Genomic DNA, 25,379 nt, shown 5'->3' with positions numbered 1-25,379 from the left:
CCAGGCAGCGGCAGGAGGCGGCATGGCACGGCAGGAGTTGGCGCACTTCCTCCGGGACCGCCGGGCGGGCCTGAGTCCGCAGGAGATCGGGCTGACGGCGACGGGCACCGCTCGCCGTACGCCGGGCCTGCGCCGCGAGGAGGTGGCAGAGCTCGCCCATATGTCGGTCGACTACTACACGCGGCTGGAGCAGGCCCGGGGACCGCGGCCGTCGGCCCGGATCCTGGACGCGCTGGCCCAGGCGCTGCGGCTCACGCCGGCCGAGCGCAGCCACCTGTTCCGCCTGGCGGGATCGAGCGCGCCACCCGGCATCAGCGCCGAGCGGCGGGTACGCCCGCACGTCGCCCGGATGCTGGAGCGGCTGCCGGAGACCGGTGCCATCGTCACCGACGCGGCGTACGGCGTCGTCGCCTGGAACCCCCTGGCCCAGGCACTGTTCGGCGGTGACCTCCGAGGCGGGACGACGAACCTGGCCCGGCGCCGCTTCCTGGGCCAGGGGCGGATGTACGAGAGCTCCAGCGCCGAGGAGTTCGGGCACATCGTGGCGGCGCGGCTGCGCCGGGCCGGCGACCGCTACCCGCATGACCCGCAGCTGACCGCCCTGCTGGCCGAACTGCACGCGGGCAGCGAGGAGTTCCGACAGATCTGGCAGACGCGTCCGGTCCACGCCCCAGGGCACCGCACCAAGACCCTCGACCACCCGGAGGCCGGCACACTGCGGTTGAACTGCGACGTCCTGCTCGTGCCCGAGGACGACCAGGAAGTCGTCCTGATCACGGCCGACCCCGGATCACCTGCCGCGCGCGCCCTGCGCCGACTGGCCACGCAGGCGGCCTGAACCTCTTTCAGGGCCCTCACGTGAGAGCCGTCGATCGCGGTGTCGTCCATGTCCAGCAGGCCGGCCGCCCGCAGCCCAGCCAAGAGGGCCTCATGCAGGCGGGGCCACGAACCGGCTCCGGTCCAGTCCCGAAGGCGCTGCCAGCCGGTCCCCCCACTGCAGCCGACTCTCTCCGTTGGCACATCGGCCCAGGCCACGCCCTCGCCCAGGGCGTCAACGATTCCTCGCACGGCCGCACGGTCATCCGCCCGACGGCCCCGCTCCGAGGCCGAGGGGTGTGAGGTAAAAGACGCGGATGTCGCGTGCCGTCCGGGCGGCGTAGTCGTCGAAGACCGGGAGGATGCACAGCAGTTGCTGCCGGTACTCGGGGAGCCGGTTGACGGGGAGCAGTTCGGCTGTGACGGGATGGCGTTCCCGGTTCGTGACGACGACGGCGTGGGGGGCGTGGAGCAGGTTGGTACTCCACGCCGGGTGGTGCGGTCGGCCGAAATTGGTGGCGGCGACCAGCCAGCTGCCGTCAGCGAAGCGGTGCGCACACAGCGCCGTGGTGCGGGCCAGTCCGCTGCGGTGGCCAGTGGTGACGAGCATGACGGTCGGGAGCAGGGCCCGGCTGGGCAGCCAGCGGCCACCGGTCAGGCGGTGCGCCGCTCGGTCGACGCGCGGCAGCAGGTGCGGCGCGAGGGTGGTGAAGGCACGCGTCCGGCCGATCCGGGTGACGAGGGGACGGATCGTCATGGGGTCCCTTCAGGTGCAGCGGCTTCGGGCCAGCGGGCGAAAGCGCGCTCTGCCATGGCGGTGATGGTCAGGGAGGGGCTGCCGCCGAGGTTGTGCGCAATGGCCGAGCCGTCGGCGACGTGCAGGGTGGGGTACCCGTGGACGCGGTGGTCGCAGTCGGCGACGGTCTCTGCGGGATCGGTGCCCAGTGGGCATCCGCCGAGCAGGTGTGCGGTGACCGGCAGCCGGGCGGGCAGGCTCCCGGGTCGGCCCTTCCGGTCGCCGATGCTCCTGAGGTGGGGGTATCTCCCATGCCCCTTGGGCATGGGGGAGGGCGGTGTCCTTCGTGTCGAGGCAGCCGGTCAGCGAAAGGATGCCCAGGTCATCGTCGGTCGGGTAGCGCCATGGGAACGTCATGCTCTCTTCGCGTGTTTCACGTGATTCGCGTGTCTCCTCTTTGTGCGGCATCGATGAGGTCAGGTCACAGCGGCACGGTGATCCAGATGGTCTTGCCGCCGCCGTCGGCGTCGGGCCGCACGGTCCAGGTGCCGCCCCACTCGGCGGTGACCTCTGCGACGGTGGCCAGCCCTCCCATGCTCTGCGGGAAGCTCAGCGGGTCGGGCGCGTAGGGGTGGCGGTCGTGGACGGCGAAGGCCAGCACGTCGGAGCCTGCCGCGAAGGTGACGGTGATCTGGGGCGAGGCAGCGGCGGCGTGCCGGACGCTGTTGGTGACCAGCTCGCTCAGCACCAACAAGGCCGGCCCCAGGACAGGATGTCCAGGGGCGACGCCCCAGCCCGCACAGGTCAGCTCGGCTGTTTCGCGGGCCAGCCGGACGGAGGCGGGGACGTTCGGCACGACGAGCACGGAGCGCATCGGCAGGGCAAGGGGCTCAGTGGTCATCGGGACGTGGGCCTTCGCGCGTCGGGTGCTTGAGCGGGGTCGGTGGCGTGGGCGAAGCGGTGGCCGTCGACGGTCTGCGGATGGATGCGCAGCAGTGCGTCGTGCGGGCCGTGGGACCAGCCGACCAGGGTGCGCCGGTAGTGCGCGGCCTCGTCCTCCTGGGTGACGACCTCGGCCAGTCCGGAGGCGGTCACCGCCCAGCCGGTGCCGGTCGTCGGGTCGATGTGGTCGGCGTGGTACGTGACGGCGACCCGCCCGGCCAGGGCGGCAGCCGGGACCGGCGCGCGGACGATCAGGCGCCCGTACTCCAGGACGTGGGAGGCGGGGCGGACGACCGTCACCGCCCGCTGCTCGTACAGCAGCCGTCCCAGCGAAGCGCCTCCGGCCTCCGCCCCGAGCCCGGAGGAGACCCCGAAGCCCAGCGCGAGGGGCAGCGCCACGATCGCGACGGTCAGCCCGGCCAGCAGATCCCGACGCGGATCACGCCCCATCGGCGCCAGATCGGCGCGGTCGGACACGAGGGAACGGACCAGGCCCCACGTCCGGCCCGGCAGCGACATGCTCACCGCGCGGCGACCTCGGCTTCCCGCAGCTCGGCCAACAGCTCGTTCTGCCCGGACAGCATCTGTGTCAGGATCCGCCGCGCGGCCCGCATCAACTCCGCCACATCCCCGCCGGCCAGCTCGTAGACGACGGTGGAGCCCTCGCGCGTGGACGTGACAATTCCTGAGCGGCGCAGCACCGCCAGTTGCTGGGACAACGCCGCCGGCTCGATCTCGATCTCCGCGAGCAGTTCCCGTACCGGCATCGGCCCGTTCTGCAGCAGCTCCAGCACACGGATGCGGACCGGGTGCCCCAGCATCCGGAAAAACTCGGCCTTGGCCTGATACAGCGGGACCAGCACGGAAATCCTCGATCACTCCACACACAGCCCTGCCGAGGGCGGGGCACACCTGAAGCGTCGTGCCCGCGGCTGCCACGGCCACGACCGGTACAGCATGTAGCGAATTGCTAATTTTTGCAATTCACATTGTCGTCACATCGCTGCTGGAGGTGTGTGATGGTGGGGCGGGCTCGCGCATGGGCGCCGGCGGAGCGAGGATGAGGCTATGGCCGACGGTGCGCCTGTGGTGGTGCACCCGCCGATGACCGAGGGTGGCAGGCGGGTGACGATCCGGGGTGAGCACGTGGGCACGGCCTACCACCTGCTCGACCTGATCGAGTTCCTGCAGCGCGCGGATCTGCCGAAGACCGATACGGCGATCGACGACCCGGAGCTGATCGATTGGCTCGGGGGCGGGCCGGACGTCTGGAACGCCGAGCGGTAAGGGGCCGTCACCCCCGACAAATTTTCGACCGGTCTGGCTGCGGCAGCACGCTCTGCCCGCTGCAGCCGCCTCGGCAACGCGCGCAGCCGGCACGCCGGCGGCATCGCGCGCAGCCTGGCCATCGCCAGGTCACAGGTCGTTTTCCGCGTAGGAGCGGTTGAAGCTCTTGTTGGTCAGCGGGAAGTCCGGGACGATCGTGTTCGCCAATGCCACCGGCAGAGCGGGCCAGTTGAAGAAGGACGGATCGACCGGCTTGACCCGGGCCAGGGTTCCGTCCGGGGCGAGTGCGATCCGGACGGCGATGGCGCCGCGTCAGCCCTCCACCAGGCCCACACCCGTACGGGGCCCGCTCCCGACGCCGGCTGGGGTGACGGCGCACCCATGGGGGCCGCCAGCCCGTCGGTGAACTGCTCGATCAGGGCGAGGGAGGCGTCGATCTCCTCGGCGCGGACCAGGAAGCGGGCCAGTGTGGATCCGTTCCGGTTCGAGGAGCAGGGCGCGGGCGCGCTGGGCTCGGTCCGGGACGTCGATGCCGGTGGCCTCCTCGACGGCCAGGCAGTACGCGAGGGCGTGGCCGACCGCGGTGTCGCCGCTGATGCGCTCGGCGAGCGGGAGGCCGGCTGTGGTCGAGCGGCACTGGAAGAGTTTCTCGATGCCCTTGTGGACGAACCAGAGGCGGTCCTTGAGCCTGAGGATGGTCTCGCCGACGATGGAGAAGCGGGAAGTGGCCGGGCTCGATCAACCTGGCGTGCACCGGGCCGCCGGGGATCTCGTAGACGCCGTCGCCCTCCACCTCCAGGAACGGGTAGCGGCCTTCCTGCTCGCCGAAGGCCGGCGGGGAGCCGGCGTCGGGGAGTATCGGGTACCAGCCGCGTGGCCAGTGGAAGTTGAACGCCGCCGCGATCTCGATCTCACACCCGTTGCGGGACCCCGCATCGACGCACCGCACCTGCACCGACCCGCCGAACTCCGTGGCCCCCGGCGGGGCTTCGCCTTCCGGACGCGGCGATGGGGGTCCCCTGTTCGAGCGAAGTCGCGAGCTTGGGGGCGGGCCCGGCCACCCGTCCGGTGTCGCGGATCTCGCACAGCAGGGCCATGAACCCTCCCTGACACGGTGAAGACGTATTCGCAGGTCGCCAACGAGGCACTCTGCAGCCGGAGTAACGGCACTTGTCCTGTGCTTTGCGGACTCTGACGAGGCTTGGTCGCCTGGACACCGTCCCGTCGACGTGGGGGCTGCGTGGTGCAGCGACCGCCTTCCGATGCCGCGGAGCGCTGTCCAGCTCACAGGAGGCGGTCGCCGTTCGAGGGCCGCCGCTACGACGGCGGTTTCGCCTCACCCTGTGCCGCCTTCAGGTCGGCGAGCAGCTCGGCCTGCCCGGCCAGCACGCCGGACAGGATCGTACGGGCGACCCGAAGCAGTTCGGCCACGCGCGGGTCGGTCAGCGAGTAGTACACGGTCGAGCCCTCCTTGCGGGTCGTGACCAGGTTCATCCTGCGCAGGACGGCCAGCTGCTGGGAGAGGTTCGAGGGTTCGACGCCCACCTCCGGCAGCATCTCGGCCACCGCGTGCTCACGCTCGCTCAGCAACTCCAGGACACGGATGCGCACGGGATGACCGAGTGTCTTGAAGAACTCGGCCTTCAGCTGGTAAAGCGGCGTACTCACCGTGCCGTCCCCTTCCCGGCATAACAGCACGGCCCCACGGGCCGGACGTCGGCGCATCGCGTCCACTCACTCGTCAAGAACATGCGGCCATCCTCGCCTGCGGAACCGGCAGCACCGAATCCGCTCCGAGGGTCGAGCCCATGAACACGGCCGTGACGGCCCAAGCAGTTGCAGAGATTGGCAATTCCGTACGTCCTGTGGGCGCCATATGTGAGTCTCGATCGCGCGGTGAGGGCCGAATGCCGTCACCCGTGGCCGTTCCCTTTGGACGCCGCGTCAACTACCCAGGGCTGGGGACCGGCACCCGGCCCCCTGGCCGGCCACCTTTGGAGTGAGCAGCTCCAGTGCCCCTTCCCAGCAGAACCGGTCCGCTCCGCCGCCTGCCTTCGGCTGGTGTGGCTCGTACGAGCCGATGCGGACGCCCATGTCACGCAGCCGTTCCAGGCTCTGGCGGTATGCGGGGTGGGCGGCCTGGGCGGAGTTCGACGGCCCGGCCCCCACACCTACCCGATCGAGCTCTTCAGCACCTGGGATGTCCTGCCGCCGGGCCCTGACCCGTGGATGTACTGGTCGGCCCAGGCGCTGATGATGTGGGCGGCTCGCTGCGCCTGTCCTCGTGCGGTCAGGAGATGGTCCGCTCCTTCGAGCGAGACGAAGCTTCGCGGGTGTCGTGCCTCGCGGAAGATCTCCCCGGCGTTGGCGATGCCGACGGTTTGGTCGGTAGGCGAATGCAGGACGAGCAGCGGCAGGTTCAACTCGCGTATCCGGTCGCGTAGGTGAGCCTGGCGGACGTCTTCGACGAAGGCGCGCTTGAGGACCAGGGTCCTCCCGCCGACGAACCACTCGTGCGAACCTTCACTGAGAACGCGATCCATGACCGCGTCGTACTGTCGCTCGACGTGGCTGGGCTCGACAGGCGCCCCGATCGTGGCGAGCGCGCGGACGCCGGTTGCCTCGGCCGCTGCGGCGAGGGCGGCGGCGCCTCCCCATGAGTGCCCCACCAGCAGGTCCGCTGGAGTTCCTCGCTCCGCCATCAGGGCCGCTGCACGGATCGTGTCCTGGACCTTGACGGTGAAGGAACCGTCCCCCCAGTCGCCGTCGGAGTCCCCGATCCCGAGGTTGTCGTAACGCAGCATCCCGATCCCCTCGCGTGCCAGTTGCTTGCTGACGCGCGAGGCTGCCGGCGAGTCCTTGCCGAGTGTGAATCCGTGCACGAAGATTCCCCAACCTCGGATCTCGCCGTCTGGCAGGTCGATGGCTCCGGCCAGTTCGGGGCCGACGACGCTCCGGAATCTCACTTTTTCGGTCATGTTGCGATCACCTAGGCAGGGACTGTTCGTGGGGCAGGGGGGAGAGGGCGACACCGGCGGGTGCCATGCGCGTGCTCCGAGCGGGAGGGCAGGGGAGCAGTGAGGGCGGTGCTTGCCGCTGTTGGCGCGTCAGACGATCGGCCTCTGTGCGGACGCCGGCTTGGTGGTGAGCAGTGCGGTGATCTCGTCGGCGAGGTGCGGGCCGAGCTCACCCCAGCCGTCCTTGTAGCCGTAGACGCCGGCCAGGGTGCGGGCCTCGTAGTCGCCGTTCATGATCTCGATGTCGGTGGCTGTGATGAGTGCCGGGTGGGCGACGCCGACGGCCGCCGAGACCTTCATCAGCTCCTTGCGCAGGGTGCGCAGGTAGACGGCGGCCCGGGTGGCCTTCGAGGTCGGGTCGAGGCCGCGGGCCAGCCGCGGGTTCTGGGTGGCGACGCCGGTGGGGCACTTGTCGGTGTGGCACTTCTGCGACTGGATGCAGCCGATCGACAGCATCGCCTCACGCGCCACGTTGATCATGTCGGCCCCCAGAGCGAAGGCGACCGCGGCGTTCTCCGGCAGGCCGAGCTTGCCGGAGCCGATGAAGGTCAGGTCGTCGGTCAGCCCCTGCTCGGCGAAGGTGCCGTAGACCCGGGAGAAGCCCATCCGGAAGGGCAGCGACACCGAGTCGCTGAAGATCAGCGGTGCCGCCCCGGTGCCGCCCTCGCCGCCGTCGACGGTCACGAAGTCGACACCACGATCACCACGCGCCATCAGCGTGGCCAGCTCCTGCCAGAAATCCATCTCGCCCACCGCGCTCTTGATCCCGACCGGCAGACCGGTCTCGGTGGCGAGCAGTTCGACGAAGTCGAGCATCGAGTCGACGTCGCTGAACGCGGTGTGCCGCGACGGGGAGGCGCAGTCCTTGCCGAGCGGGATGCCGCGGATCCCGGCGATTTCGGGGGTCACCTTCGCGCCCGGCAGCATCCCGCCCAGTCCTGGTTTGGCGCCTTGGGAGAGCTTGATCTCTATCGCCTTGACCGGGGCGCCGGCGACCACGTCCTTGAGCTTGTCGAGGTTGAAGGTGCCGTCCTCGTTGCGGCAGCCGAAGTACGCCGTACCGATTTGAAGGACGAGGTCGCCGCCGTTGCGGTGGTACGGCGAGAGGCCGCCCTCTCCCGTGTTCTGCATCGTGCCCGCCAGCGCCGCCCCCTTGTTGAGTGCCGTGATCGCCGCGCCGGAGAGCGACCCGAAGCTCATCGCCGATATGTTCACCACGCTCGCCGGCCGGAACGCTTTGGCGCGCCCGCGTGGCCCGCCCAGCACCTTGGCCGAGGGCAGTGGGGCCTGCGGGTCGTGCGCGTCGGGCAGCGCGCCGGCGAACGTGCGTTGCTTCAGGTACGCGTGCCCCTGCATGTGCTCGACGTCGTTGTCGGTTCCGAACCCGAAGTAGTTGTTCTCGCCCTTCGCCGAGGCATAGATCCAGGTGCGCTGGTCACGACTGAACGGGCGCTCCTCGTCGTTGGAGGTCACGATGTACTGCCGCAGCTCCGGCCCGATCGTCTCCAACAGATACCGGGCGTGCCCGATCACCGGGAAGTTCCGGAGCAATGCGTGCTTCTTCTGGACAAGGTCACGAGCGGCCACCAGTGCCAGTGCTGTTGCGGTGGCCGTGGCGATGCTCCGGGCGCGCATGAACGTTCCTCTCCTCGATGCTCGACTCCATCGCCATGCGGTGGACGTCGTCGTGTCGTATCGGGCGTTGGGCGGCGGGCACGACCCAGCGGGCGTCGGCGTCCGTCGGAGAACGCGAAATGATATTAGGGGCTCGCTCGGACAGGTGTGCGGGCAGGGTCGTCGGGTGGGTCGGTCGTCCCGGCGGTGGGTGGTCCGGGCGCGTGGGAAGGGCTACGCACGGTGATGACGGCATCCGCGAGGTCGAAGAAGGCATTGATGACGCTGGTACGAAGACCGGGAGGTGCCGGCGACGATCATCTTCGTGTGGAGGGTGCAGGTGCCCGGACGCGCGCTCAGCAGTCGAACACCGACCAGCAGATGTCGTTCCGCAATCGCTGGTCGTCGATCACAAGCTCGCGAATCGCCTCTGGGAGCCGGCCACGCTGCCACTGGCACTCAAGTCGCCCTGCGGCCTCGCCCTCGCCTTCCGGTGCGGCAGCACGTGCGGCCTTGATCGCATAGGCGGCCGCGCCAAGCTCGTGCGCGGCGACGTGGGCGACGACCGCGGCCTGTCCGGCGGCGTACGCGGCATGCCGTGCTGCGCCACGCAGGTCTCGCGCTGCGCCCATGGCATGGCCGCCCGCCGCGCGGGCCTGCATCATCTTGACCTCGCCACGTACCCAGGCGCGAGCATGCTCGATCGCCTGACGCGGCCGTGGGTCCTCAGGCCGGGCCGACTCGAAGAGGTCAAGGACGTGCTCCGCGCACGATGCAGCCCAGAGAGCAAGGAGATGGTGATCCGCATCGGTGAGGGTCCCACCGCGGCGGATCGTCACGAAGCGAGGGTCCCGGACCTTCGGGAGGATCATGGTTGGCACTCCTTTTGCTGGTATCCGCCCCACAGTTGAGGGCGCGCACCGGTGGCCAGGCACACCCCCGAGCAAAGCCTGCAAACCCGGTGGTCGATCCGCAAGCTCGTCGACCACACCAAGGGCGCAAGCGAGCACGCGGTTCGTGGCTCTCTCGTGCCGAGGGGATTCCCACCAACTGTCGTTCTCGCATCCCACCGTGGGGCGCTCGGCAGGCACCCCGAGCGGCCGGCAGTTGCCTGCCGACCGCACCCACGTCTTGTGCCATCCGTTGCCAGGGTCGATACGCGGTCGGAGGTGCCGCCTCGTGAGGGGTGACCGGTATCGGTTCAGTGGGGGAGGGCGTTCTCCAGTCCGGCGTCGGGCTCCAGGGCCGTGTGGAGTCGGGCGTAGGCGCCTTTCGCGGCCAGGAGTTGGGCGTGGGTGCCGCGTTCGACGATGCGGCCGTCCTCCATCACGAGGATGAGGTCCGCGTCGCGGATGGTGGACAGGCGGTGGGCGATGACGAAGCTGGTGCGCCCCGCGCGCAGCGAGTGCAGGGCGCGCTGGATGAGGGCCTCTGTACGGGTGTCGACGGCGCTGGTCGCCTCGTCGAGGAGCAGGATCGAGGGCCGGGCCATGAACGCGCGGGCGATGGTGATGAGTTGTTTCTCGCCCGCGCTGATGGTGGCCGACTCCTCGTCCAGGACCGTGTCGTAGCCGTCGGGCAGGGTGCGGATGAAGCGGTCGGCGCACGTGGCGCGGGCGGCGGCCACGACGTCCTCGCGGGTGGCGTCGGGGCGCCCGTAGGCGATGTTCTCCGCGATGGTGCCGGAGAAGAGCCAGGCGTCCTGGAGCACCAGGCCGATGTGGGAGCGCAGTTCCTCGCGGGTCAGGGTGGTGATGTCGGTGCCGTCCAGGAGGATGCGGCCCCCGTCCGTCTCGTAGAACCGCATGAGGAGGTTGCCCAGGGTGGTCTTGCCCGCGCCGGTCGGGCCGACGACCGCCACGGACTGGCCGGGTTCGACGGTGAGGGAGAGGTCTTCGATGAGGGGGATGTCGGGGGAGTAGCGGAAGCAGACCTTCTCGAACCGGACGTGTCCGCGGGCCTCGTGGAGGTGCGCGGGGTGCGCGGGGTCGGGGCCCTGTTCGTCGGCGTCCAAGAAGTCGTGGATCCGCTCCGCGGAGGCGAGGGCGGACTGGAGGCGGGCGGCGATGCCGGCGACCTCGACGATCGGATGGCTGAACTGCCGGGAGTAGAGGATGAACGCCTGGACGCCGCCGATGGAGAGGGTCCCGGTGAGCACGCGCAGCGCGCCGACGACCGCCACGACGACATAGCCGAGGTTGGAGACGAACATCATCGACGGTTCGATGCTTCCGGAGATGAACTGGGCGCGCGCGGCGGCGCGGTAGAGAGCCTGGTTGTGCTCGTCGAAGGCCCGCTCGGCCTGCTCGCGCCGCCCGAAGCCCTTGACCAGCGAGTGCCCGGTGTAGACCTCCTCGATGTGCGCGTTGAGCGCTCCGGTGGCGGACCACTGCTGGGTGAACCGCGGCTGTGCGCGCTTGCTGATCCGGGCCGCGAGCACGGCCGACACCGGTACGCAGGCCAGCATGATCAGTGCCAGCAGTGGCGAGATGACGAACATCAGGACCAGCATGGTCAGCACGGAGAACGCCGCCGTGAGCAGCTGACTGAGGCTCTGCTGCAGGGTCTGCTGGAGGTTGTCGACGTCGTTGGTCACCCGGCTGAGCACCTCGCCCGCCGGGTGGCGGTCGAAGTACCACAGCGGCAGGCGGGCGAGCTTGTCCTCCACGGACCGGCGCAGCGCGAAGACCACGCGCTGGACGACGGCCGCGACCAGCCGCCCCTGGAGGAGGGTGAGCAGGGCGGCGGTGCCGTAGAGCGCGAGCGCGATCAGCAGCAGGCGGGCGATCCCGTCGAAGTCGACTCCGCCGGATCCACGGGTGTGCCGGAGGCCGTCGAAGACGAGGTCGGTGGCTCTGCCGAGGAGCATCGGACCCGTCGCGTTGAGCGCGACGCCGCCGATGCCGAGGGCGACCGCCACGGTCACCAGGGCACGGTGCGGGTGCAGTAGCCCCAGCGTGCGGCGGGCGGGGCCGGGCCGCGTGCGGCTAGCGCTGTCCGCCGAGACCATGGACAGCCTCCCGAGGAGTCGTGGCGGCTGCGGCGTCCGGGCCTGCGTCGCCGTAGTGGCCGGTGGTTGCGGTGCGTTGGGACCGGGCGATCTCCCGGTACGTCGTACTGGTGCGCAGCAGCTCCTCATGCGTGCCGGTGGCGGCCACCCGCCCCGCGTCCAGGACCACGATGCGTCGCGCGCGGCGGACGGTGCTGACGCGCTGGGCGACGGTGAGCACCGTCGCCCGGGAGAGCTCGGGCTCCAGGGCGGCTCGCAGCGCGGCGTCCGTGGCGTGGTCCAGCGCGGAGAAGCAGTCGTCGAAGAGATAGATGTCCGGCTTGCGGAGCAGGGTGCGCGCGATCGCCAGACGTTGTCGCTGCCCGCCGGACACATTGGTGCCGCCCTGGGCGATCGGGGTGTTCAGCCCCTCGGGCAGGTGCCGTACGAAGTCGCGGGCCTGGGCGATCTCCAGCACGCGCCAGAGTTCGTCGTCGGTGGCGTCCGGGTCGCCGAAGCGCAGATTGCTGGCGACGGTGCCGGAGAAGAGGTACGGCCGCTGCGGTACGAAGCCGACGGTGCGGCGCAGCACCTCCGCGTCCAGTGCGCGGACGTCGACGCCGCCCACGTGGACGGAGCCGCCGGTGGCGTCGAAGTGCCGCAGCACGAGGTTGAGCAGGGTGGTCTTGCCGCTGCCGGTGCTGCCGAGGATCGCCACCGTCTCGCCCGGCCCGGCGCTCAGGTCGATCCCGCGCAACACCGGCTCCTCCGCTCCCGGATAGCGGAACTCGACGTCATGTAAAGCCAGTTGGCCGGATTCGGGCACGGCGGGCACGGGTTCGTGCGGCGCCGGCACGCTCGGCTGGGTGGTCAGCACCTGCTGGATGCGCTCGGCGGAGACCCGCGCCCGCGGCATCGCCAGGCACACGAAGGTCACCATCACCACCGACATGAGGATAAGCGCCAGATAGCTCAGAAACGCGCTGAGCGCGCCGAACGGAATCGCCCCGGCCTCGACGCGGTGAGCGCCGAACCACAACACGGCCACCATGAACGCATTCAGGGCCAGCAGCACGACGGGGATGACGGCCGCCAGCAGCCGGCCGACGCGCAACGAGATGTCACGTAATTCGGAATTGGTGCGGCCGAATCTCGCGCTTTCGTGGGCGTCGCGCACAAAAGCCCGTACGACACGGACCCCGGTAATGCGTTCGCGCAGCAGCCCGTTGATGCGGTCCAGGTACTCCTGCATACGGGCGTAGAACGGATCGGTACGGCCGAGAATGAGTCCGAAGCATATTCCGAGGACCACTATCAGTGCCACGAGGAGCAGGGAGAGCTCGATGTCCTGCTGGAGGGCGAGCGCGACGCTGCCCAGACACATCAGCGGCGCCGACACGGCGACGTCGAACGCGGACACCGCCAGCATCTGTACCTGCTGTACGTCGTTGATGGTCCGCGTCATCAGCGACGGGGTGCCGAACTGCCCGACCTCGCGGGCGGAGAAGTCCAACACCCGGCGGAAGACCGCCGAGCGGATGTCGCGGCCCATCGCCATGGCCGTACGGGCGCCGAGCGACACCGCGCCCACGGACGCCGCGATCTGGACGAGCGCCACGGCCAGCATGGCCAGGCCGGCCCGGATGATGTAGCCGCTGTCGGCCTTGACCACGCCGTTGTCGATGAGTGCGGCGCCCAGCGTCGGCAGGGCCAACGTGGCGAGGATCTGCGCCAGTTGCAGCAGCCCCAGCACGGCGACGGAGCGCCGGTGGGGCCGCACATGGATTCGCAGGAGTCTGAGCAGCACCGGGCGACGCTCCAGAAGACGGGCAGGTCCGTTCGGCGGGAGGGGCGACGGCGCCGACCGGGGCCTGGGGGGACACCTGGACAGTGCAGCGCACCGCACACCGGAAAATCCCTAGTTTCGCCGGCGGCCGTCCCAACAGGCCGGAAAATCCCGGTGGTTGGACTCGGGAATTCCCTAGTGTGCCCGGAATTTCTTGACACCGCGATCGGCCGCTTGGAAGGTGTGATTACCCAGCGTGTGGACCGCGGCTGTTTTTTGATGCCACAAAAAACATTCGACGCCAAGCGGTCAAGTAGCCGACTCGGCTCTGCGTTTGGGCGCTCTGTTCTGTGCGTAGGAGAGGAATGAGATGTCCAAGCGTGCGCTGATCACCGGAATTACCGGGCAGGACGGCTCCTATCTGGCCGAGCACCTGCTCGCGCAGGGGTACCAGGTGTGGGGCCTGATACGGGGTCAGGCCAACCCCCGCAAGTCGCGGATCAGTCGGCTCGTCTCCGAACTGTCCTTCGTTGACGGGGACCTGCTGGACCAGGCCAGCCTGGTCTCCGCCGTCGACACGGTGCAGCCCGACGAGATCTACAACCTCGGCGCGATCTCCTTCGTGCCGCTGTCCTGGCAGCAGGCCGAACTCGTCACCGAGATCAACGGCATGGGCGTGCTGCGGATGCTGGAGGCGATCCGCATGGTCAGCGGCCTGAACGGCTCGCGCGGCGGCGGCGGCGATGGCGGCCAGATCCGCTTCTACCAGGCGTCCTCGTCGGAGATGTTCGGCAAGGTCGCCGAGACCCCGCAGTGCGAGACCACCATCTTCCGGCCGCGCAGCCCCTACGGCGTGGCGAAGACCTACGGGCACTTCATCACCCGCAACTACCGTGAGTCCTTCGGCATGTACGCGGTCTCCGGCATGCTCTTCAACCACGAGTCCCCGCGCCGTGGCGCGGAGTTCGTGACCCGGAAGATCTCCCTCGCGGTGGCGCGCATCAAGCTCGGCTACCAGGACAAGCTGTCCCTGGGCAACCTCGACGCCGTGCGCGACTGGGGCTTCGCCGGCGACTACGTCCGCGCCATGCACCTGATGCTCCAGCAGGACGAGCCGGGCGACTACGTGATCGGCACCGGCGAGATGCACTCGGTCCGCGACGCCGTCCGCATCGCCTTCGAGCACGTGGGCCTGAACTGGGAGGACTACGTCACCATCGACCCCTCACTGGTGCGTCCGGCCGAGGTGGAGATCCTGTGCGCGGACGCCGAGCGCGCCCGCAACCAGCTGGGCTGGAAGCCCAGCGTCGACTTCCCCGAACTGATGCGCATGATGGTCGACTCCGACCTGCGCCAGGTGTCCCGCGAGCGGGAGTACGGGGACCTGCTGGCCGCCACCTGGTAGTCGGGCGGGCGCACGGGATACCGCCGGCGTGCGGGCCCCCGCCCCGGTGTATCCCGTACGGCTTCTCGACGGGTGGGCAGCCGTCACGCAGAGCACGGAAACTAGGTGATTTCCCGCATTCCTCCCTGTGGAATGGGCGGGTGGACCACAGGAGTCGGTCTCCGGCCGCCGCATCCCGGCGGGACGGTCCGGCGCCATCGCGAGGAGGAGGAATCAGCGCTATGACGAGAACCACGGCGGAAGGGCTCTGGGCCCGGTGCTACCACCCTGCGCCGGACCGCCCGTGCCAGCTCGTCTGCTTTCCGCACGCGGGCGGCTCGGCTTCCTTCTTCTTCCCGGTGTCAGCGCAACTGTCGCCCGTGGCGGAGGTTCTGGCGGTGCAGTACCCCGGCCGTCAGGACCGGCGCACCGAGACCAGCCCCGGCGACATCGGGACGATGGCCGATCATGTCTACGCGGCCCTGCGGGACCGGCTCGGATCGCGGCCGACGGCGTTCTTCGGGCACAGCATGGGCGCCATGGTCGCCTTCGAGGTGGCCCGGCGGCTGGAGGCCGACGGCGGCGAACTGACGCACCTCTTCGCCTCGGGACGGCGCGCGCCCTCGCGCTACCGGGCGGAGAGCGTGCACCAGCGCGACGACGACGGGATCGTCGCCGAACTGAAGCTGCTCTCCGGTACGGACGCCTCGCTGCTGGGCGACGAGGAGCTGCTGCGCATGATCCTTCCGGCGATCCGCAGCGACTACACCGCGGTGGAGACCTACCGCTGCGCTCCCGGGGCGACGATCAGGGCGCCGATCACCGCGTTGACCGGTGACGCCGACCCCAAGACCACGTTGGAGGAGGCCGGGGACTGGCGCGCGCACACCACCGGCGCGTTCGACCTCCGGGTCTATCCGGGCGGCCACTTCTTCCTCGGTTCCCAGGCTCCCGCCGTGCTGGCGCTGCTGCGTGGACACCTCACCGCCGCCGAGGAGTTGACACGCTGAGGCGCGTCCTGGTCAGCGATTCTGTGATCATGTACTCTGACGTACGTCGGACATCACTCTTTCGGGTGATTTGCAGCGTGATGTGGTGGATTCCCGTCATATCGGCTGTATCTCCGAGGTGCGAGGAGCCCTATGGTGCGAGACCGGAGCGCCAATTCCGGTTTAGCCAGCGGCTTGGTCGGCCGAGTCGATGACGTCCGGGCGCTCAACCGCCTTGCCCACGCGGCGCGTCGGGGGTGCGCACGCTCGGCGGTCGTGACCGGCCCCACCGGGATCGGCAAGTCCGCTCTCTTACATGCCTTCCTCAGTGGGGACGCCTGTCGGCACGCGACGGTTCTGCACGGTTCGTGCGAGGAGGGCACCGCGGGCGACTCCTTGGGCGGCGTACGCACCCTGCTCGGGCCGACCGCGCAGGACGCCGCACGGGAAGGCGCGACCCGGTACGCCCGCCGCGCCCTCGTCCCCGGCGCGCTGGCCGGTGAGCCCCCGCACGCCCCCGCCGTCCAGCACGCGTTCCACGGCCTGTATCGGCTCGCGGCGGACGAACTGACCCGCCGCCCGCTGGTACTGGCCCTGGACGACGTCCACCACTGCGACGAACTCTCCCTGCGCTGGCTGGACTTCCTGCTGCGCCGGGCCGACGCCCTCCCCCTGTTCGTCGTCCTCACCCAGCAGACCGAGGCCGCCGCCCTCGCGCACGGCGTTCCGGCCGGCCGCGCCCTGGCGGACCTCATCGCCCACCACCGCACCACGACGCTGCGCCTGCGGCCACTGACCGAGACGGATGTCGCCGAGGCCGTACGGCGGTGCTTCCCGGAGCCTGCCGCCCCCGCCTACGCCACCGGTGCCTGGGCCGTGACCCGCGGCAACCCCCACCTCCTGGACCGCTTGCTGCGCGCGCTACGGGCCGAGGGAGCCGCCCCGGGCGAAGGCGGCGCCGACCGGATCGCCGAGAGCGGCTCCCGCGTCCTGGCGCACTGGGCACGCGATCTCCTGGACCGTCGCCCGCCCTGGGTCGGCGAGGTCGCGCGGGCGGTGGCGGTCCTCGGTGAGCGAGGCGCCGACCGCGTTGGCCCGCTGGCCGCCGTCCCCGCCGAGGTCGTCGAGGACGCCCTGACGGTACTGCGCGAGGCCGGACTGCTGACAGCCGGCGGCAGGGACCTGGTGGACGACGCGGTGCGGGCGGCGGTGCTGGCACCCCTGGACGCCCGGGGGCTGTCGGACCTGCGCACCCGGGCCGCGCTGCTCCTGAGCGACGCGGGCCGGCCCGCCGAGGACGTCGCCGAGCACCTCCTGCCGCTGCCCTGGATCCGCGAACCGTGGATGCCCGGCGTCCTGTTGGAGGCCGCCGCCCAGGCCGAGCGGCGCGGCGCCCCGGAAACCGCGGCCCGCTACCTGTACCGGGTACTGGAAGGGGACCCCGGCAGCGTGGAGGTCCGCGTCCGGCTGGCCGGAGTGCTGGCCGAAACCGACCCGTCCGAGGCCATCCGCCTGCTGCGCGGGGCGCTGGCGCCGAGCGTGGACGTCCGCACCCGGGCGAGGATCGCCGCGCAGTTCGGCACCACCTCCCTGGCCGCGCGCGAGGGCTCCGCCGCCCTGGGCATGCTGGAGGACGTCCTGGGCGCGCTCGACGCCGAACTCGGCCCCGACCCGCTGCCCGCCGACCGCGAACTGCGCACGCTCGTCGAGTCGGTGCTCCTGATCGTCGGCTCGCATGGCCGCAGCACGATCGCCGCGACACGGAAGCGGGCCGCGACGATGACCGTCCCCGAGGGCGACACCCCCGCCCAGCGGCAGAAGCTGGCGGCGATGGCTGTCCTGACGGCACTCGACGGCCAGGCCCCCGAAGTGGCGGTGCAGTGCGCGCAGCGCGTGGCCAGTTTCTCCCAACTCCCCCTGAAGAGCTGGTCCCTGATCAACTCCGCCTTCGTCCTGGGCCTCGCCGACCACACCGACGACGCGCTGCACGAGCTGGACCGTCTCCTGCGGCACGGCCGGGAGAACTCCGCGGTATGGACCTACTCCGTGGCCCTGGCCACCCGCGCCATGCTCCTGCACGGCCTGGGCGCGCTCCCCGACGCGCTCGCGGACGCCAGGACGGCGGTGCAGATCAGCGGCGCGGAACGGTGGGCGGGGACCGTGGTCCTGCCGCGCCTGGCGCTTGCCGGCGTACTGGTCGACCGGGGCGAGGCCGGGCACGCCGAGAAGCTGCTGACCGGCACCGAACCCGTCTGGCGCGACCCGTACATGTGGACCCACCACCGCTACCTCATGGCCCTCGGCCGGACCCGCCACGCCTTGGGGGACGCGGAGGGCGCACTGGCGCTGTTCCGCGAGTGCGGCAGGTCACTGGAGGAGGCCGAAGTGCGCAACGCGGCATACCTGCCCTGGTGGGCGGAGGCGGCCTGCGTGCTCGCGGAACTGGGCCGCGCCGAGGAGGCCGAGGAGCCCGCCGCGCACGGCACCCGGCTCGCCCGGCGCTGGGGTACCTCGCGCGTCCTGGGCCTGGCCGCCCTGGCCCGCGGCGTGGCCACTCCCGGCGAGGAGGGCGTGGAACTGCTCGGCGAGGCGGTGCGGGAGCTGTCCGCCTCACCGGCCCGCGTCGACCACGCCCGCGCCGAACTCGTCCTGGGCCGGTCCCTGTTGGCGGCCGACGACCGCCGCGCCGCACGCGAGCACCTGCGCGCCGCGGCCGACCTCGCCCAGCGCTGCGGCGCCCTCGCGCTGGGGCAGCAGGCCCGCGGCGCCCTGTTGGCGGCGGGCGGCCGCATGCGGAAGATGACCACCTCGCCCCTGGACCTGCTCACCAGCATGGAACGCAAGGTCGCCGGCCTCGCCGCCGGCGGCGCCGGAAACCGTTCGATCGCACAGTCGCTGCACGTCACCGTGCGCACGGTCGAGACGCATCTGACAAGCGTGTACCGCAAATTGGACATCGCCGAGCGCGCCCAGCTCGCCCAGGTCCTCCGCTCCCCGGGCGTCCGCGGGGCTCCGGCGCCACGGCAGGTGCCGCGGCCGCGCGGACAGCGCTGACGACGGCCGGGGGGTGTCCGTGACGAGGCTGACCGATGAGCAGCTATACGCTGGATTCATACGGGCGGGGCGTCGGCGTACCGACCCGCCCCTGCTCGAACGCGAGGAGGAACAGGCGCAGTTGCGGGACGTGGTGGCCGCGCTCGACGAGGGCCGCCCCGCCGTCGTCTCGGTGACCGGCCGCCCCGGTTTCGGCCACAACGCCCTGCTGCGCTGGACCGCCCGCCTCGCCGAGGAGCGCTCGGTGCGCGTGCTGCGCGTCAGCGGGTCCCTGGCCGAGCGCGACCTGCGCCAAGGAGCCGTGACCCAACTCCTCGCCATGCTGAGCGAGCCGGTCGAACCGTCCCTGCGGGCCCTGCGCGGGCACCGCGATGCGGACGGGCTGCCGGGCCTGCCCGAGCTCCTGCACACCACGCGCCGCACCCCCACGCTCGTGACGGTGGAGGACGCGCAGTGGCTGGACGCCGCCTCCCTGGACTGGCTGCAGGCCCTGGTGCGCCGCCTGTCCAGGGGCATCCCCCTCGCACTGCTCATCGGCCGCACCGGCATCGACCCGTACGGACCCGACTGGCTGGCCGACGCCACCCCCTCCGCGCGGCTGACGCGCCACCTCACCGTGCGGCCGCTGAGCCCTCACGCGGTGGCCGCCCTCGTCGAACGGATCTGCGGCACACCCTGCGACGAGGCGTTCGCCGCCGCGGCCGCCCAGGCGTCCCAGGGCAGCCCCGCCGTACTGGACGCGGCCCTGCGCTCCTTCGCCGACGCCGGCCACCGGCCGACCGCCGACCGCCTCCCGCAGCTGTGCAGCCTGATCACCGGCATCATCGGCGACCGCTCCGGGCGCGCCCTGAGGGGACTGACCGACGAGGCCACCGCCGTGCTGCGCGCGCTGGCCGTCGGCGGCGACCTGCTGGACTTCCCGCTGGCCTGTGCGCTGGCCGGGCTGCGCACCGTACCCGAATCGCGGCTGCGCGCGGCGCTGGAGATGGCCGGCTTCACCGCTCCCGACGGCTCCCACGCACGCATCCGCCTGCCCGTCGTCCGGGGCCGCATCCTGGAGGACATGCCCGCCGCCGAACGCGCCGACCTGCACGCCCGCGCGGCCCACCTCGCCTACCGGGCCGTGGCCGACGACGAGGACGTCGCCCGCCTCCTGCTCCAGGCACCCCCCATCGGCGAGCCCTGGGCGGTCCACACCCTGCGCGGCGGCTTCGGCGCCGCCCTGCGCCGCGGCGACTTCGCCCGCGCCGCCAGCTACCTCAACCGCGCCCTCGACGAGCCCCAAGCCCCCCTGGAGCGCGCAGACATCAGCCTCGATCTGGCCGGCGCCGAGGCGGTGGCCGCCCCCGATGCCAGCGACCGCCGGCTCACCGCCCTCCTCCGCACTCCGGGCGAGGGCGATGCCTGGGCCCAACTGCGCGTACGGGCCCTGGACATGGGGCTGGCCCGGGGCGACGACTCCTGGGGCCGCCGCGCCGCCGTCCAGGCCCTCGCCACCGCACACGGCAGCGAGCGGGACGACCTGATCGCCCTGTACTGGTACGCCGCCCAGAACCGGCCCGAGGCCACCGACGTGCCCACCCCCGGCGTCCCCACCCTGCCCGAACACCCCCTTGCCCCCACCCAGGCCGGCATCCGCGCCTGGCAGCTCGTCGCACGCGGCCAGCACCGGACGAAGGCCGCGGAACTGGCCCGCCGCACCCTGGAAGCCGGCAGCGCCGCCCCCGTGATGCCGCGCCTGCTCGCCGCCAGGGCACTGTGGCTCACCGATGCCGCCGCCGAGGCCGAGGACCACCTCGCCGCGATCGTCGCCGAAGTGCGGCGCCGCCACTGCCACCCCGCACTCGCCCGCGCCCTGGTCCTCTCCGCCGAACTGCACCTGCGCGGCGCCCGCCTGGACGCCGCCGAACGTGCCGCGGACGCCGCCCAACAGGTACTGCCCGCCGCCGCCTGGCACCCCTTGGCCGCCTCGCACCTCATGGCCGTGCGCACCGTCATCGCCCTGGAGACCCGCCATCACGACGAGGCCCGTGCCCTGTTCGACGCCCCCATGCCACCCGGCTCCGAATACGGCGCCCACTGGTCCTACCTCCTGTTCGCCCGCGCCCTGGTGGCCGCCGAGGAGGGACGCTGGGCCGTGGCCGTCGAACTGTTCAAGGAGAGCGGACGCTGGCTGCTGCGCAAACACTGGACCAACCCCATCGTGCTGCCCTGGCGTTCGCTGGCCGCCCGGGCCTGTCGCACTCTCGGCGACCAGGAGCAGGCCCAGCGCCTGATCAGCGAGGAACTCACCCTGGCCCGCCGTTGGGGCGCCCCCAGCGCACTGGACCTGGCCCACCTGTGCGCCGGCCCCCTAGACGGCCGGAAACCGTCGGCCGGCGCCGGCGCACCCGCCCCGCGCGAGCTGCCCGCCCGGCTCACCTACGCCTGGGTCCTGGCCGACCTCGCCACCGAGGAACTCACCAGGGGCGACCGCGCCACCGCGGTCCAGCTGCTGACCGAGCTGTCCCGCTTCGCCGTCACCCACACCTCCGGTCGCCTGGCCGAACGCGTACGGTGGCTGATCGCCCAGCTGCAACAGCCCGCCGCCCCCGACGACGACGCCCTCCCCGGGGGGTGGGCGGCCCTGTCGCCGGCCGAGCGGCAGACCGCCGAACTGGCCCGCCGTGGACTGGGCAACCGGGAGATCGCCGAACAGCTCTCGGTGAGCCGACGCACCGTCGAGCACCGGCTGAGCAGTACATACACGAAGCTGCGCATCACCTCACGCAAGGAACTCCGCGCGCGGAGCCGACCGACGGAAGAGGACGTAACCGATGCTGTATGAGCGGGAATCCGAACTGGCCCGCATCGACACCGCAGTGCGCCGGGCGCAGGCGGGCCGTTTCTCCGTACTGCTGCTGACCGGCCCGCTGGGTATCGGCCGGTCGACCCTACTCCAGGAAGCCGACGCCCATCCCCGCGACAGCATACGGGTGTTGCGGGCCAACGCCGCATCCATGGAGCAGGACTTCGCCTTCGGTATCGTCCACCAGCTCCTGGGCCCTGTCATGGCCGGCGACCGCACCGGCCCCGCCGACCAGGACGCGGGCGGCGCCGCCCGGCTGCTACCGCCCGACCGGCTCCCCGCTCCCGGCGGCGAGGGCGCCCCGGCGTCCGAAGCGGTCCTGCACGACCTGCGGTCCCTGCTGGCCGAAGCCTGCGCCACCACCCCCGTACTCCTCCTCGTCGACGACCTGCAGTGGGCCGACCTCCCCTCCCTGCGCTGGCTCGCCTACCTGGCCCGGCGCCCACACGGGCTGCGCGCCACCCTCGTGTGCACCCTGCGGGACGGCGAATCCCGCGCCCAACACCCGCTCATCCGCGACATCGCGGACGCCGCCGACGTCCTGCGCCCCGCCCCGCTCTCCCTCGGCGGCACCCGCGCCCTGATCCAGCACCACTTGGGCGAACCGGCTGACGACGCCTACGCCCATGCCTGCCACGACACCTGCGCGGGCAACCCCCTCTTCCTCCAGTACGTTCTGCGCGACCTGGCGTTGAGCGGCCACCGCCCCACCGCCGAACACGCCGGTCAGGCCCGCGCCCAGCGACCCGCCCAGCTCCGCGACCGCCTGGTCAGCTGCCTGCACGCCCAGCCCGGCCCGGTACGCGACCTGGCCGCGGCCATCGCCGCCTTCGGCGACCACGGCGAACCCGACCTCGTCCGGCGCCATGCGCGACTGGACGCCACCGCCCACCAGCAGGCCCTGCGCACCCTGCACCACCTCGGCCTGCTCGCCCCCCACGACACCCCGCGCTTCGTCCACCGCGTCGTCCGCGACGCCGTCGAGTCCGGCCTCACCGTCGCCGAGCGCGAACGCTCCCGCAACGCCGCGGCCGAACTCCTCCACCAGGCCGGCCGCCCCGCCGCACACGTCGCGGACCTGCTGATGGCCGTCACCGCCACCGATCACCCATGGTCGGTAGGGGTACTGCGGACGGCCGCGGACGCCGCCCTGCGCCGTGGTGCGGCGGACACCGCCGCCCACTACCTGCAACGCGCCCTGCTGGAGAGCACCGTGGGCGACGACGTACGCGCCCGCCTGCTGATCGAATTGGCCAACGCCGAACGCGGCATCGACCTCGCCGCCTGTGAACGCCACATCAGCCAGGCCGTCCGCCTCCTGCCGTCGGCCACCGGCCGGGCCGCCGCCGTTCTGCGCATCCCGCCCAACCTCCTGGGCGAGGCGCCCTCTTCGGCAGTGGACCTGCTGCGCCAGGTCTTCAACGACCTCGACCCCGCGGCACCACACCAGGGGCCGGCCCGCGAGATCGCCCTGCGCCTGGAAGCGCGCCTGTGGCACGCCGGACACGAGAACCCCGCCGAACTGACCAGTGCGGTGACACGCCTGCGCGCGTTGGGCACCCCGCCCCCCTTGGACACCGGCGGCGCCCGCGAACTGGCAACCGTCCTGATCAACGCGGGGGTCCTGTCCAGCGCCTTGTCGGCACCCGAGGTCGCGGACCTGGCCGGACAGATCCTGGAACGCGAGCCGTCGACCTCCGCACGCGCCTGCACCGCACTCCCGCTGCTCTCGGTGGCCCTGTACGCCGCCGACACCGTGGAGGGCATCAACACCCGTCTGTCCTGCGAGCCGCACTCCGACCGTCCGCACGCGGTGGTGCACGCCGAGAACGCCCTCATCCAGCTCGCCTGCGGCCGCCTGACCGAGGCCCGCGACCAGGCCGACCGGGCCGCCGAGTCGGCCGACGCGGACTGGCGCGAGCCGACCGCCGTCGTCCGGGCCGCGGTGGCCATGGAGACCGGCGACGTCCAGCTGATTGAGCGTCTCCTCACGGACGCCGGGCGGAGCTGGCCGCACAGCCTCGCCCCGGCGGCCATGCTGCAACTCCTCAAAGCCTCGCTCGACGCCCGCCGCGGCCGCGCCTCCTCCGCCCTGGAATCCCTCCTGGCGTGCGGCCGCCAACTGGAGGCGGTCGGTTGGCGCAACTCCGCCCTCTTCCCCTGGCGGCCCCGCGCCATCGTCCTCCACCACCGCCTGGGCGAGTCCTGCCCGGCCATGGCCCTGGCGGAGGAGGAACTGGCCTGGGCGCGGCAGTGGGCGGCCCCCGCCGCCCTCGGCCGCGCCCTGCGCCTGAGGGCCCTGCTGCCCGGCGGTGGGGGCGTCCCCGCCCTGCGCGCGTCCGCCGAGATCCTCCGCACCTCCGCCAACCAGCTCGAACTCGCCCGTACGCTCCTCCATTTGGGCCGGTCCATGGAGGGCGGCAAGGAATCGACGGCGGTGCTGCGCGAGGCCGCCGACCTCGCCGCCGCCTGCGGCGCCCCCTGGCTGACCGAACGCGCCCGTGCGGCCCTGGGAACCGACGCCCCCAGCACGGAGACCCCGCTCACCCACAGCGAGCGCAAGGTCGTCTCGCTGGTGGGTCGGGGTCTGACCAATCAGGAAATCGCCGATGAACTGGGTGTGAGTACACGTGCCGTGGAGAAGCGGCTGACTTCGTGTTACCGGAAGTTGGGCGTTGCGGGGCGACGTGAACTGCTGGGCGGCCGGGGGAGCCGGCGTGGTGTCCGTGCCGCACTGAGTATGCCGTGACGCGCGTCACTTTCGTTGCGGCTTACCGTCGGTAAACGGTGCGGAGTGTTCGGGGGGACCGAAAGGGCGGTGCGGGACCGTACCGTGCGGGAGGGTGACCACAGGTTTAGCGGTGGGGGGCAGGGTGGACGTTGACGCTTGTCCGGATAGCTCCCTAGTGTCGATTGCATCGGGGGGATCGGAATTCTTTCCCGGCGGTTGCCGGGAGCTCGGCTTCCCCGCCCTGCTTCATTCTCCGGAATTCTCCTTCTCGCTCGATCTCTCTTGAGTACTGGTTTGCAGACGGGGGTTGGAAAGGATGTCGGTCCCTTGAAGGTTTCTGCTCTGGTGGATTCTCCGCAGATTTCGACAGGTCGGGGTGCGGCCGGCGGGGTCGGTGTGGCGGGACGGCGGGAAGAGTGTTCGTCGTCCGACCAGTCCGGTGTGTGCATGGCCGTACTGGACCCAAAATTGACGGTACGTCAGGCCAACCAGGACTTCTTCCACCACTTCGCCACCGCCGCCGCGGCCTCCGCCGACGTTCTCGACTCGTCCGCCGCATCCGGGTCCTCGACCACGGCGCCCGACGTCTGCGGGCGCAACTTCCGCGATCTGGTGCACCCCAGCGTGCGGCAGCCGCTCATGCGGCAGTTCGAGCGACTGCTGGAGGGCCGGCGGGACCGGTTCGCCGCGCACGTGGTGGCGCTCAGACCGACGGGTGACGCGTTCACCGGCAGTCTCACGGCCTCCGCGGTGCGCGGCTACCACCCCGACCCGACCGCGGTTCTCGTCCTGATGCGGTCGGGAGAGGGCACGGAGGACGACGCGGTGGTGGCGCCGCGGAAGAAATTGCTCAGCGAGATCGACGCGCGAATTCTGGAGGGAGTCGCGGCGGGCCTGTCCACCATTCCGCTGGCCTCCCGGCTGTATCTCAGCAGGCAGGGTGTGGAGTATCACGTCACCGGACTGCTGCGGAAACTGAAGGTGCCCAACCGCGCGGCCCTGGTCTCCCGCGCGTATGCGATGGGGGTACTCACGGTGGGGACCTGGCCGCCCCGTGTCGTGGACGACTTCATCAAGTAGCACACCTGCATTCCCGAGGTTCGTCATGCGGACTCACGGGCCGGGGCCCGCCTTTGAGCCCGGCCGGTGAGCCGAAAGGGAACCACCGCACACAAGGCGCCGGGGG

19 protein-coding genes and 3 pseudogenes are annotated in these 25,379 nt (G+C 71.4%); 8 read left to right on the top strand and 14 right to left on the bottom strand.

All coding sequences use genetic code 11. The features are described 5' to 3' along the window. Positions 1–22 precede the first annotated feature (22 nt). Complete coding sequence (locus ACO1BR_RS30165) at positions 23–838, top strand: helix-turn-helix transcriptional regulator (protein ID WP_426798260.1); 816 nt, start codon at positions 23–25, stop codon at positions 836–838. Positions 839–843: 5 nt separating this feature from the next. Here ACO1BR_RS30165 and ACO1BR_RS30160 read toward each other — a convergent pair. The 7 genes and pseudogenes from ACO1BR_RS30160 to ACO1BR_RS30130 form a co-directional block, all read right to left on the bottom strand. Further along, positions 844–1,095, bottom strand: a pseudogene (locus tag ACO1BR_RS30160) (transposase); the annotation flags it as partial. Continuing rightward, the gene (locus ACO1BR_RS30155) at positions 1,079–1,573 is read right to left on the bottom strand and encodes a nitroreductase/quinone reductase family protein (protein ID WP_426798259.1); all 495 of its coding nucleotides are present in this window, start codon (positions 1,571–1,573) and stop codon (positions 1,079–1,081) included. The pseudogene ACO1BR_RS30160 and the gene ACO1BR_RS30155, both read right to left, overlap by 17 nt. Then, complete coding sequence (locus ACO1BR_RS30150) at positions 1,570–1,878, bottom strand: GMC oxidoreductase (RefSeq protein ID WP_426798258.1); 309 nt, start codon at positions 1,876–1,878, stop codon at positions 1,570–1,572. The genes ACO1BR_RS30155 and ACO1BR_RS30150 overlap by 4 nt, the downstream gene beginning before the upstream one ends. Positions 1,879–2,033: 155 nt before the next feature. Further along, positions 2,034–2,453, bottom strand: coding sequence for an ATP-binding protein (locus tag ACO1BR_RS30145; RefSeq protein WP_426798257.1), 420 nt, complete (start codon positions 2,451–2,453; stop codon positions 2,034–2,036). Further along, positions 2,450–2,794: a pyridoxamine 5'-phosphate oxidase family protein gene (locus ACO1BR_RS30140; protein WP_426798299.1), complete on the bottom strand. Its 345-nt coding sequence runs from the start codon at positions 2,792–2,794 to the stop codon at positions 2,450–2,452. The genes ACO1BR_RS30145 and ACO1BR_RS30140 overlap by 4 nt, the downstream gene beginning before the upstream one ends. A gap of 30 nt (positions 2,795–2,824) precedes the next feature. Continuing rightward, a pseudogene (locus tag ACO1BR_RS30135) lies at positions 2,825–3,013 on the bottom strand (sodium-independent anion transporter); the annotation flags it as partial. Between the two features lie 2 nt (positions 3,014–3,015). Continuing rightward, complete coding sequence (locus ACO1BR_RS30130; RefSeq protein ID WP_426798256.1) at positions 3,016–3,357, bottom strand: ArsR/SmtB family transcription factor; 342 nt, start codon at positions 3,355–3,357, stop codon at positions 3,016–3,018. Positions 3,358–3,562: 205 nt separating this feature from the next. Between ACO1BR_RS30130 and ACO1BR_RS30125 the strand changes: the two genes are divergently transcribed. After that, entirely contained in the window at positions 3,563–3,781 is a 219-nt protein-coding gene (locus ACO1BR_RS30125) for a hypothetical protein (RefSeq protein ID WP_426798255.1), read from the top strand. Between the two features lie 1,317 nt (positions 3,782–5,098). Here the strand turns inward: ACO1BR_RS30125 and ACO1BR_RS30120 are convergent. The 7 genes and pseudogenes from ACO1BR_RS30120 to ACO1BR_RS30090 form a co-directional block, all read right to left on the bottom strand. Further along, a complete protein-coding gene (locus ACO1BR_RS30120) occupies positions 5,099–5,449 on the bottom strand; it encodes an ArsR/SmtB family transcription factor (protein ID WP_426798254.1) in 351 nt (116 codons plus the stop codon). A gap of 276 nt (positions 5,450–5,725) precedes the next feature. After that, positions 5,726–5,932 (bottom strand): annotated as a pseudogene (locus ACO1BR_RS30115) (hypothetical protein); the annotation flags it as partial. Positions 5,933–5,952: 20 nt separating this feature from the next. Next, positions 5,953–6,759 carry an alpha/beta hydrolase family protein gene (locus ACO1BR_RS30110; protein WP_426798253.1) on the bottom strand — a complete coding sequence of 269 codons (807 nt, stop codon included), beginning with the start codon at positions 6,757–6,759 and terminating at the stop codon, positions 5,953–5,955. A 129-nt stretch (positions 6,760–6,888) separates the two neighbouring features. Further along, on the bottom strand, positions 6,889–8,433 hold the full coding sequence (locus ACO1BR_RS30105; protein ID WP_426798252.1) for an FMN-binding glutamate synthase family protein: 1,545 nt from the start codon (positions 8,431–8,433) through the stop codon (positions 6,889–6,891). 335 nt (positions 8,434–8,768) lie between these two features. Beyond that, positions 8,769–9,284 carry a putative immunity protein gene (locus ACO1BR_RS30100; protein WP_426798251.1) on the bottom strand — a complete coding sequence of 172 codons (516 nt, stop codon included), beginning with the start codon at positions 9,282–9,284 and terminating at the stop codon, positions 8,769–8,771. Positions 9,285–9,613: 329 nt separating this feature from the next. Further along, positions 9,614–11,422: an ABC transporter ATP-binding protein gene (locus ACO1BR_RS30095; RefSeq protein WP_426798250.1), complete on the bottom strand. Its 1,809-nt coding sequence runs from the start codon at positions 11,420–11,422 to the stop codon at positions 9,614–9,616. Further along, positions 11,400–13,208: an ABC transporter ATP-binding protein gene (locus ACO1BR_RS30090; protein ID WP_426798249.1), complete on the bottom strand. Its 1,809-nt coding sequence runs from the start codon at positions 13,206–13,208 to the stop codon at positions 11,400–11,402. The genes ACO1BR_RS30095 and ACO1BR_RS30090 overlap by 23 nt, the downstream gene beginning before the upstream one ends. A gap of 349 nt (positions 13,209–13,557) precedes the next feature. On the opposite strand from ACO1BR_RS30090, the gene ACO1BR_RS30085 reads away from it, so the two are divergent. From ACO1BR_RS30085 to ACO1BR_RS30060, 6 genes are all read left to right on the top strand, one after another. After that, positions 13,558–14,592, top strand: a complete 1,035-nt coding sequence (locus ACO1BR_RS30085) for a GDP-mannose 4,6-dehydratase (RefSeq protein WP_426798248.1) — start codon at positions 13,558–13,560, stop codon at positions 14,590–14,592. 221 nt (positions 14,593–14,813) lie between these two features. Continuing rightward, positions 14,814–15,581, top strand: a complete 768-nt coding sequence (locus tag ACO1BR_RS30080; protein WP_426798247.1) for a thioesterase II family protein — start codon at positions 14,814–14,816, stop codon at positions 15,579–15,581. 132 nt (positions 15,582–15,713) lie between these two features. After that, positions 15,714–18,614, top strand: a complete 2,901-nt coding sequence (locus tag ACO1BR_RS30075; protein WP_426798246.1) for an AAA family ATPase — start codon at positions 15,714–15,716, stop codon at positions 18,612–18,614. Positions 18,615–18,633: 19 nt separating this feature from the next. Further along, entirely contained in the window at positions 18,634–21,441 is a 2,808-nt protein-coding gene (locus ACO1BR_RS30070; RefSeq protein ID WP_426798245.1) for an AAA family ATPase, read from the top strand. Beyond that, the gene (locus ACO1BR_RS30065; RefSeq protein ID WP_426798244.1) at positions 21,431–24,211 is read left to right on the top strand and encodes an ATP-binding protein; all 2,781 of its coding nucleotides are present in this window, start codon (positions 21,431–21,433) and stop codon (positions 24,209–24,211) included. Before ACO1BR_RS30070 ends, ACO1BR_RS30065 begins: the two co-directional genes overlap by 11 nt. Before the next feature lie 378 nt (positions 24,212–24,589). Beyond that, the gene (locus ACO1BR_RS30060) at positions 24,590–25,273 is read left to right on the top strand and encodes a LuxR C-terminal-related transcriptional regulator (protein ID WP_426798298.1); all 684 of its coding nucleotides are present in this window, start codon (positions 24,590–24,592) and stop codon (positions 25,271–25,273) included. The last annotated feature ends 106 nt before the right edge of the window (positions 25,274–25,379 follow it).

Origin of the sequence: Streptomyces sp. YGL11-2, assembly GCF_050054615.1 — a bacterium.
Taxonomy (GTDB): Bacteria; Actinomycetota; Actinomycetes; order Streptomycetales; family Streptomycetaceae; genus Streptomyces.
Note: the sequence above shows the minus strand (reverse complement) of the source record. Positions and strands in the feature narration are given on the sequence as shown.